Origin of the sequence: Kitasatospora sp. NPDC048194 (assembly GCF_043202455.1) — a bacterium.
In the GTDB taxonomy this organism is placed as follows: domain Bacteria; phylum Actinomycetota; class Actinomycetes; order Streptomycetales; family Streptomycetaceae; genus Kitasatospora.
Genome location: NZ_JBIDAK010000065.1, coordinates 1 through 7,023 on the forward strand (window position 1 = coordinate 1; position 7,023 = coordinate 7,023).

The following is a 7,023-nucleotide window of genomic DNA, read 5'->3' on the forward strand; positions in this document are numbered from 1 at the left end:
CCTCACAGCGCCGATGGTACTGCAGGGGGGACCCTGTGGGAGAGTAGGACGCCGCCGAACAATTCTTCTGAGAAGGCCCTGCCCGGGTTCCCGGGTAGGGCCTTTTCGCGTTCCCGAGCCGATATCAGACCTTCAGCTTGAACCCGAGGTGCGACGGCACGAAACCGAGCCGCTGGTAGAAGCGGTGCGCGTCCGTCCTGCTTGCGTCCGAGGTCAGTTGGACGAGGTCGGCGCCGAGTTCCCGGGAGCGTTCTACGGCCCACTGGATCAGTTCGGTGCCGAGTCCGCTGCCGCGCTCGTCGGTGTGGATGCGGACGGCCTCGATGATCACGCGGGTGGCGCCCTTCCGGGAGAGGCCGGGGACGAGGGTGAGCTGCAGGGTGCCGATGACGCGGCCGGCGCGTTCGGCGACCACCAGGTGCTGGTTCGGGTCGCCGTCCACGCGGGTGAAGGCGGGGCGGTAGGCGGTGAGGTCGTCGGGGCTCTCGCGGCCGGCGCCCAGTGGGTCGTCGGCGAGCATGGCCACGATCGCCGACAGGTCGTCCTCACGGGCCCGCCGGATCGTCAGTACAGCCGTCTCAGTCATGATCAGAGACTAGACCCTGCCCTTCTGCGTCGCCCACCGCCCCGTCTACGCCCGTAGCACCCCTTCACAGCCCTTCTAAGGGCCCCTGGGCACCGGCCCGGAGTCAGTTCCCGGGCGGCACGCTCGTGATGACCGCGAAGGCGGCGTCCTGAGGGTCGATCAGTTGGGCGAGGCGGCCGACGCCGTGGACGTCCGTGGCCGGGATCCGCACCTTCGCGCCGAGGCGGTCGGCGATGGCGAGGCTGGCGTCCACGTTGGGGACCTCGAAGTAGGGGAGCCAGTGCGAGCCGGTGCCGCGCGCGGTGTTTTCGGGAGCGAGCTGCATGATGCCGCCGTGAGAGTCCTCGCTGCCGCCGCCGGCCGGGGTGAGGACGGTGTAGGTCGATTCGCCGAACGGGACGTCCTGCTCCTGCCAGCCGAAGACGGTGCGGTAGAAGGCCTTGGCCCGCTCGGCGTCGACGCTGTAGCACTCGGCCCAGCAGAGGCTGCCCTCGTCGTTGACGAGGTCCAGACCGCGGGTGTCGTGCGGCTGCCAGACGGCGAAGTCGGCACCGGTCGGGTCGGTGTAGCCGGCCATCCGTCCGGCGGTGAAGACGTCGAAGGGCGGGAACCGTACGCGCCCGCCGGCCTGTTCGACGAGTTCGGTGGTGCGGTCGGCGTCGGCGGTGGCGAAGTACAGGGTCCAGCCCGGGCCGGAGTCCTCGTCGGCGAGCGGTCCGAGGGCGGCGACCGTGCGGCCTTCGAGTTGGAAGAAGCCGTAGCCGCCGGCCTCGGGGCCGGCCGAGTCGAAGGTCCAGCCGAACAGGGCGGCGTAGAAGTCGACGGAGGCGTCGGTGTCGGGGCTGCTGAGGTCGAGCCAGACCGGGGAACCGGGACGGAAGGCGGTGTTGAGCATGGCGGCACTGCTCCTCGGACGGGGCCCGTGCGGGGGCGGGCGTGGTCGGCACCCCCTCTGGACCTTCCAGCCTGGCACCGGTGCAGGGGCGGCGCACGGCAGGTCGGTCCCTCCGGGGCCCCGGCGCCTTCCCGTCGTCCCGGGCGCCTTCCGACGTCCCGGGCGCTTCCCCGTCGTCCCGGCGGTTTCCGCGCGTTCCGGGTTGTCGGTCCGGAGCGGTACGGTGCGTGACGGAACAGTCCACCCGTACCGGTCGAAGAGGGGGCTCCGGTGGGCAAGCAGCCGTCGTCGGGGCAGCAGACGCAGCAGGTGCCGCGCCAGTTGGCGCAGGTCGAGGGCGTGCTGGAGCGGATCACGTACGCCAACGAGGAGACCGGCTACACCGTGGCCCGGGTGGACACCGGCCGGGGCGGGAACGACCTGCTCACCGTCGTGGGGGCGCTGCTGGGGGCGCAGGTCGGGGAGTCGCTGCGGTTGCACGGCCGTTGGGGTTCGCACCCGCAGTACGGGCGGCAGTTCACGGTGGAGAACTACACGACGGTGCTGCCGGCCACCGTGCAGGGGATCCAGCGGTACCTCGGGTCGGGGCTGATCAAGGGGATCGGACCGCGGTTCGCCGAGCGGATCGTGGAGCGCTTCGGGGTGGACACCCTGGAGGTGATCGAGAACGAGCCGGGCCGGCTGATCGAGGTGCCGGGGCTGGGCCCGAAGCGGACGAAGAAGATCGCGGCGGCCTGGGAGGAGCAGAAGGCCATCAAGGAGGTGATGGTCTTCCTGCAGGGGGTCGGCGTGTCGACCTCGCTGGCGGTGCGGATCTACAAGAAGTACGGCGACGCCTCGATCGGTGTGGTCAGGAACGAGCCGTACCGGCTGGCCGCGGACGTGTGGGGCATCGGCTTCCTGACGGCGGACCGGATCGCCCAGGCGGTGGGCATCCCGCACGACAGCCCGGAGCGGGTGAAGGCCGGGTTGCAGTACGCGCTGTCGCAGAGCAGCGACCAGGGCCACTGCTACCTGCCGGAGGAGCGGCTGATCGCGGACGGCGTGAAGCTGCTGCAGGTGGACGTGGGGCTGGTGATCGACTGCCTGGCCGAGCTGGTCGCCGCGGAGGGGGTGGTGCGCGAGACGGTGCCGGGGGAGGCGGGCGAGCCGATCACCGCGGTGTACCTGGTGCCGTTCCACCGGGCGGAGATCTCGCTGGCCAACCAGTTGCTGCGGCTGCTGCGTTCGGATGCCGACCGGATGCCGTGGTTCGCGGGGGTGGACTGGCCGGTGGCGCTGGAGTGGCTGGCGAAGCGGACGGGGGCGGAGCTGGCGCCGGAGCAGGAGCAGTCGGTGCGGCTGGCGCTGACGCAGAAGGTCGCGGTGCTGACGGGCGGGCCGGGCTGCGGGAAGTCGTTCACGGTGAAGTCGATCGTGACGCTGGCGCTGGCCAAGCGGGCCAAGGTGGTGCTGGCGGCGCCGACCGGCCGGGCGGCGAAGCGGCTGTCGGAGCTGACCGGGGTGGAGGCCTCGACGGTGCACCGGCTGCTGGAGCTCAAGCCGGGCGGGGACGCCGCGTACGACCGGGACCGTCCGCTGGACGCGGACCTGGTGGTGGTGGACGAGGCCTCGATGCTGGACCTGATCCTGGCGAACAAGCTGGTCAAGGCGGTGCCGCCGGGTGCTCACCTGCTGTTCGTGGGGGACGTGGACCAGCTGCCCTCGGTCGGTGCGGGGGAGGTGCTGCGGGACCTGCTGGCCGAGGGCGGGCCGATCCCCTCGGTGCGGCTGACCAGGATCTTCCGGCAGGCGCAGCAGTCGGGCGTGGTGACGAACGCGCACCGGATCAACGAGGGCAAACCGCCCCTGACGGAGGGTCTGACGGACTTCTTCCTGTTCGTCGAGGACGACGCGGAGCGGGCGGCCGGGTTGACGGTGGACGTGGTGGCGCGTCGGATCCCGCAGAAGTTCGGCTTCGATCCGCGCCGGGACGTCCAGGTGCTGGCGCCGATGCACCGGGGCCCGGCCGGCGCGGGGAACCTGAACACGCTGCTGCAGGCGGCGGTGACGCCGGCCCGGGAGGGGTTGGCGGAGCGGCGGTTCGGCGGGCGGACGTTCCGGGTGGGGGACAAGGTCACCCAGGTGCGCAACAACTACGACAAGGGGCGGAACGGCGTCTTCAACGGCACAGTGGGAGTGGTGACGGCCCTCAGCCTGGACGACCAGCGGTTGACGGTGGTCACCGACGAGGACGAGGAGGTGGTGTACGACTTCGACGAACTGGACGAGCTGGCCCACGCGTACGCGGTGACGATCCACCGCTCGCAGGGCAGCGAGTATCCGGTGGTGGTGATTCCGGTCACCATGTCCGCTTGGACGATGCTCCAGCGAAACCTGCTCTACACCGCGGTGACCAGGGCACGAAAACTCGTGGTGCTGGTCGGGTCACGGAAGGCGATCGCGCAGGCCGTACGGGCCGTCAGTGCAGGTCGGCGGCATGCGGCGCTCGATCATCGGCTTGCTTCTGGATGATTATCCGACAGGATGGTTGCCTCTAAGGTTCTCTTGACGTGAAGAGATTTACGGCAGAGCCTAGGGTGGTGCCGATCTTGTCCGGTTCGTACCGGCTGCGGCAGCAGGTTTTGTAGGGGCGGGCCCTTCCGGGCCACCCCGGGTGCGCGGCTGTCCCTCGGATGGGGGATGGTAGAGACAGTCAGGGCACCTTGGAAGAGGATTCATTTCGTCGGTGAGGAAGACGTGAGCGACAACTCGGTAGTACTGCGGTACCAGGACGGCGAGTACGAGTACCCCGTCGTCGAGAGCACTGCGGGCAACTCCGGCTTCGACATCTCGAAGCTGCTCCCGCAGACCGGCCTGGTCACCCTGGACAACGGCTTCGGTAACACCGCCGCGTACAAGTCCGCGATCACCTTCGTGGACGGTGACAACGGCATCCTTCGGTACCGCGGCTACCCGATCGAGCAGCTCGCAGCGCAGGGCGGCTTCATCGAGACCGCGTACCTCCTGATCAACGGCGAGCTGCCGACCGCGGACCAGCTGGCGGAGTTCAACCGCGAGATCACCCAGCACACGCTGCTTCACGAGGACGTCAAGCGCTTCTTCCAGGGCTTCCCCCGGGACGCCCACCCGATGGCCATGCTGTCCTCGGTGGTCGGCGCGCTCTCCACGTTCTACCCGGAGAGCCACAACCCGTTCGACGCGGCCCAGCGCCACCTGTCGACCGTCCGACTGCTGGCCAAGCTGCCGACGATCGCCGCGTACGCGTACAAGAAGGCGATGGGCCAGCCCTTCGTCTACCCGCGCAACGACCTGAGCTACGTCGAGAACTTCCTGCGGATGACCTTCGCCGTCCCCGCCGAGGACTACGAGCTCAACCCGGTCATCGTCAACGCCCTGGACAAGCTGCTCATCCTGCACGCGGACCACGAGCAGAACTGCTCGACCTCCACCGTGCGCCTGGTCGGTTCGAGCCACGCCAACCTCTTCGCCTCGATCTCGGCCGGCATCTCGGCCCTGTGGGGCCCGCTGCACGGCGGCGCCAACCAGGCCGTGCTGGAGATGCTGGAGGGCATCCAGAAGGACGGCGGCGACGTCGACTCCTTCATCGCGAAGGTCAAGAACCGCGAGGCCGGCGTCAAGCTGATGGGCTTCGGCCACCGCGTCTACAAGGCCTTCGACCCGCGCGCCGCGCAGGTCAAGCTGCTCGCGCACGAGGTCCTCGGCCAGCTCGGCAAGAGCGACGAGCTGCTGGACATCGCGCTCAAGCTGGAGGAGCACGCCCTCAAGGACGACTTCTTCATCTCGCGCAAGCTGTACCCGAACGTGGACTTCTACACCGGCCTGATCTACCGCGCCATGGGCTTCCCGACCAGCATGTTCACCGTGCTGTTCGCCCTCGGCCGGCTGCCCGGCTGGATCGCCCACTGGCACGAGATGATCAACGACCCGACCAGCCGGATCGGCCGTCCGCGCCAGATCTACACCGGCACCGCGATCCGCGACTACGTGGAGCTCGACCAGCGCTGACGCGCCCCGGACGAACGAGGAGGGGCCCGGCCGCTGCTGAGCGGACGGGCCCCTCCGGCGTCCCCACGGCCCGGACCCGGAAGGGCCCGCACGGGGACGGAACCGTACGGCGCACGACTCCGGGGGCGGCCGCAGCCGGGGACGGCCGCTCAAAGCGTCCCTGACCCGCCGCAACCCCGGCGCCGTGCGCGAAGGCCGCCGAGAAACCGACGACCGTTCCCGGGGCCCGCCGGAGCCCCGTCGGCAACAGCTTTCGGATGAGGGGCGCGTTGCCGTTGATCGCGCCCCGGCCCGTCGGAAAACTGCCGCACTACCAACCTAAGACGTACCAGGGGGCGAGAAGTTACGCCCGGGGGGTGTGAGCTGCCTCTCGCCACGCTCCGTAGGCGCCTCGTTCCGCGCCCATACCACACCTTCCCGCGCGCCCGACGTCACCCTCCCCGCAGTCACGGCAACCGAGCGTGATAGGAATCGTGGCATTCCGGTACGGACCGTCGCGCACCCTTGCCGCGCGGCGGCAGAACTGGGGAGGGAGTGCGCAGATGGCCAGGAACGTCGTCGTCACCGGCGGTGGCACGGGAATCGGGTACGAAGTCGCGCGGCGGTTCGCCGAGGCGGGCGAGCACGTGGTGATCGTCGGTCGGCGCCGTGAGGTCCTGGAGAAGGCCGCGGCCGACCTCGGACCGAACGTCACTCCGCTGGTGTGCGACCTCGCGGACCCGGACGCGGTCGAGGCGGCGCTCGACGAACTGCCCGAGCGGATCGACGTGCTGGTGAACAACGCCGGCAGCCGGGAGACCGTCGCCGGCGGCGGACCGCACGCCCTGCTGGCCCGGTGGCGCGGTGACTTCGAGCGCAACGTGCTGACCGTGGTGCTGCTCACCGAGTCGATCCGGGACCGGCTCACCCCCGGCTCCGGCCGGGTGGTCACCGTCAGCTCCATCGCCGCCCTGCGCGGGGCCGGCTCGTACGGTGCCGCGAAGGCCTCGCTGCACGCGTGGAACCACTTCCTGGCGGCCCAGTTGGGCACCTCGGGGATCACCGCCAACATCGTCGCGCCGGGGACGGTCAGTGGCACCGAGTTCTTCGGTCCGCGGCTGGACGAGGCCGAGGTGGCCCGCCGGGCGGCGCGCACGCTGCTCGGCCGGATCGGCGAGAGCGGCGAGGTCGCGGCGGCGGTGCACTTCCTGGCCTCGCCGGAGGCCGGGTTCATCACCGGCGAGATCCTGCACTGCAACGGCGGCGAGCTGCTGGGGCGTTGAGGCGCGGCGAGGGGCCGGGACCGCTGGCTACCGCGGTTCCGGCCCCTCGTGCTTGCCCCGGTCCGGGGGCCGCCCAGGTGCGGGGCGCTCCGGATCCGGGGTGGGTGGTCAGGCGCTCGCTGCGGGTCGGAAGCGGCGGAGCCGGAGGCTGTTGGTGACCACGAAGACCGAGGAGAAGGCCATGGCGGCGCCGGCGATCATCGGGTTGAGCATTCCGGCCGCGGCCAGCGGCAGGGCGGCGACGTTGTAGC

Annotated in this window: 5 protein-coding genes; 3 read left to right on the forward strand and 2 right to left on the reverse strand. The window is 70.4% G+C overall.

The window, feature by feature from the left end:
• Positions 1 to 124: 124 nt before the first annotated feature.
• Together ACGF07_RS35435 and ACGF07_RS35440 are read right to left on the reverse strand one after the other, a co-directional pair.
• Positions 125 to 586, reverse strand: a complete 462-nt coding sequence (locus ACGF07_RS35435) for a GNAT family N-acetyltransferase (protein WP_392905776.1) — start codon at positions 584 to 586, stop codon at positions 125 to 127.
• Between the two features lie 103 nt (positions 587 to 689).
• Positions 690 to 1,481 (reverse strand): VOC family protein, encoded by a 792-nt coding sequence (locus ACGF07_RS35440; protein ID WP_392905778.1) that lies wholly within the window; start codon positions 1,479 to 1,481, stop codon positions 690 to 692.
• 270 nt (positions 1,482 to 1,751) lie between these two features.
• Between ACGF07_RS35440 and ACGF07_RS35445 the strand changes: the two genes are divergently transcribed.
• The 3 genes from ACGF07_RS35445 to ACGF07_RS35455 all read left to right on the forward strand — a co-directional run bounded on the left by ACGF07_RS35445 (position 1,752) and on the right by ACGF07_RS35455 (position 6,772).
• Positions 1,752 to 3,995: an ATP-dependent RecD-like DNA helicase gene (locus tag ACGF07_RS35445; RefSeq protein WP_392905780.1), complete on the forward strand. Its 2,244-nt coding sequence runs from the start codon at positions 1,752 to 1,754 to the stop codon at positions 3,993 to 3,995.
• A gap of 225 nt (positions 3,996 to 4,220) precedes the next feature.
• Complete coding sequence (locus ACGF07_RS35450; RefSeq protein ID WP_350749003.1) at positions 4,221 to 5,510, forward strand: citrate synthase; 1,290 nt, start codon at positions 4,221 to 4,223, stop codon at positions 5,508 to 5,510.
• 542 nt (positions 5,511 to 6,052) lie between these two features.
• Complete coding sequence (locus tag ACGF07_RS35455) at positions 6,053 to 6,772, forward strand: SDR family oxidoreductase (protein WP_350749000.1); 720 nt, start codon at positions 6,053 to 6,055, stop codon at positions 6,770 to 6,772.
• Positions 6,773 to 7,023: the final 251 nt, after the last annotated feature.

Excerpts from the sequence above, each read along its gene's own strand:
- ACGF07_RS35435 (WP_392905776.1), bottom strand. The coding sequence starts at position 586 with ATGACTGAGACGGCTGTACTGACGATCCGGCGGGCCCGTGAGGACGAC.
- ACGF07_RS35440 (WP_392905778.1), bottom strand. The coding sequence starts at position 1,481 with ATGCTCAACACCGCCTTCCGTCCCGGTTCCCCGGTCTGGCTCGACCTC.
- ACGF07_RS35455 (WP_350749000.1), top strand. The coding sequence starts at position 6,053 with ATGGCCAGGAACGTCGTCGTCACCGGCGGTGGCACGGGAATCGGGTAC.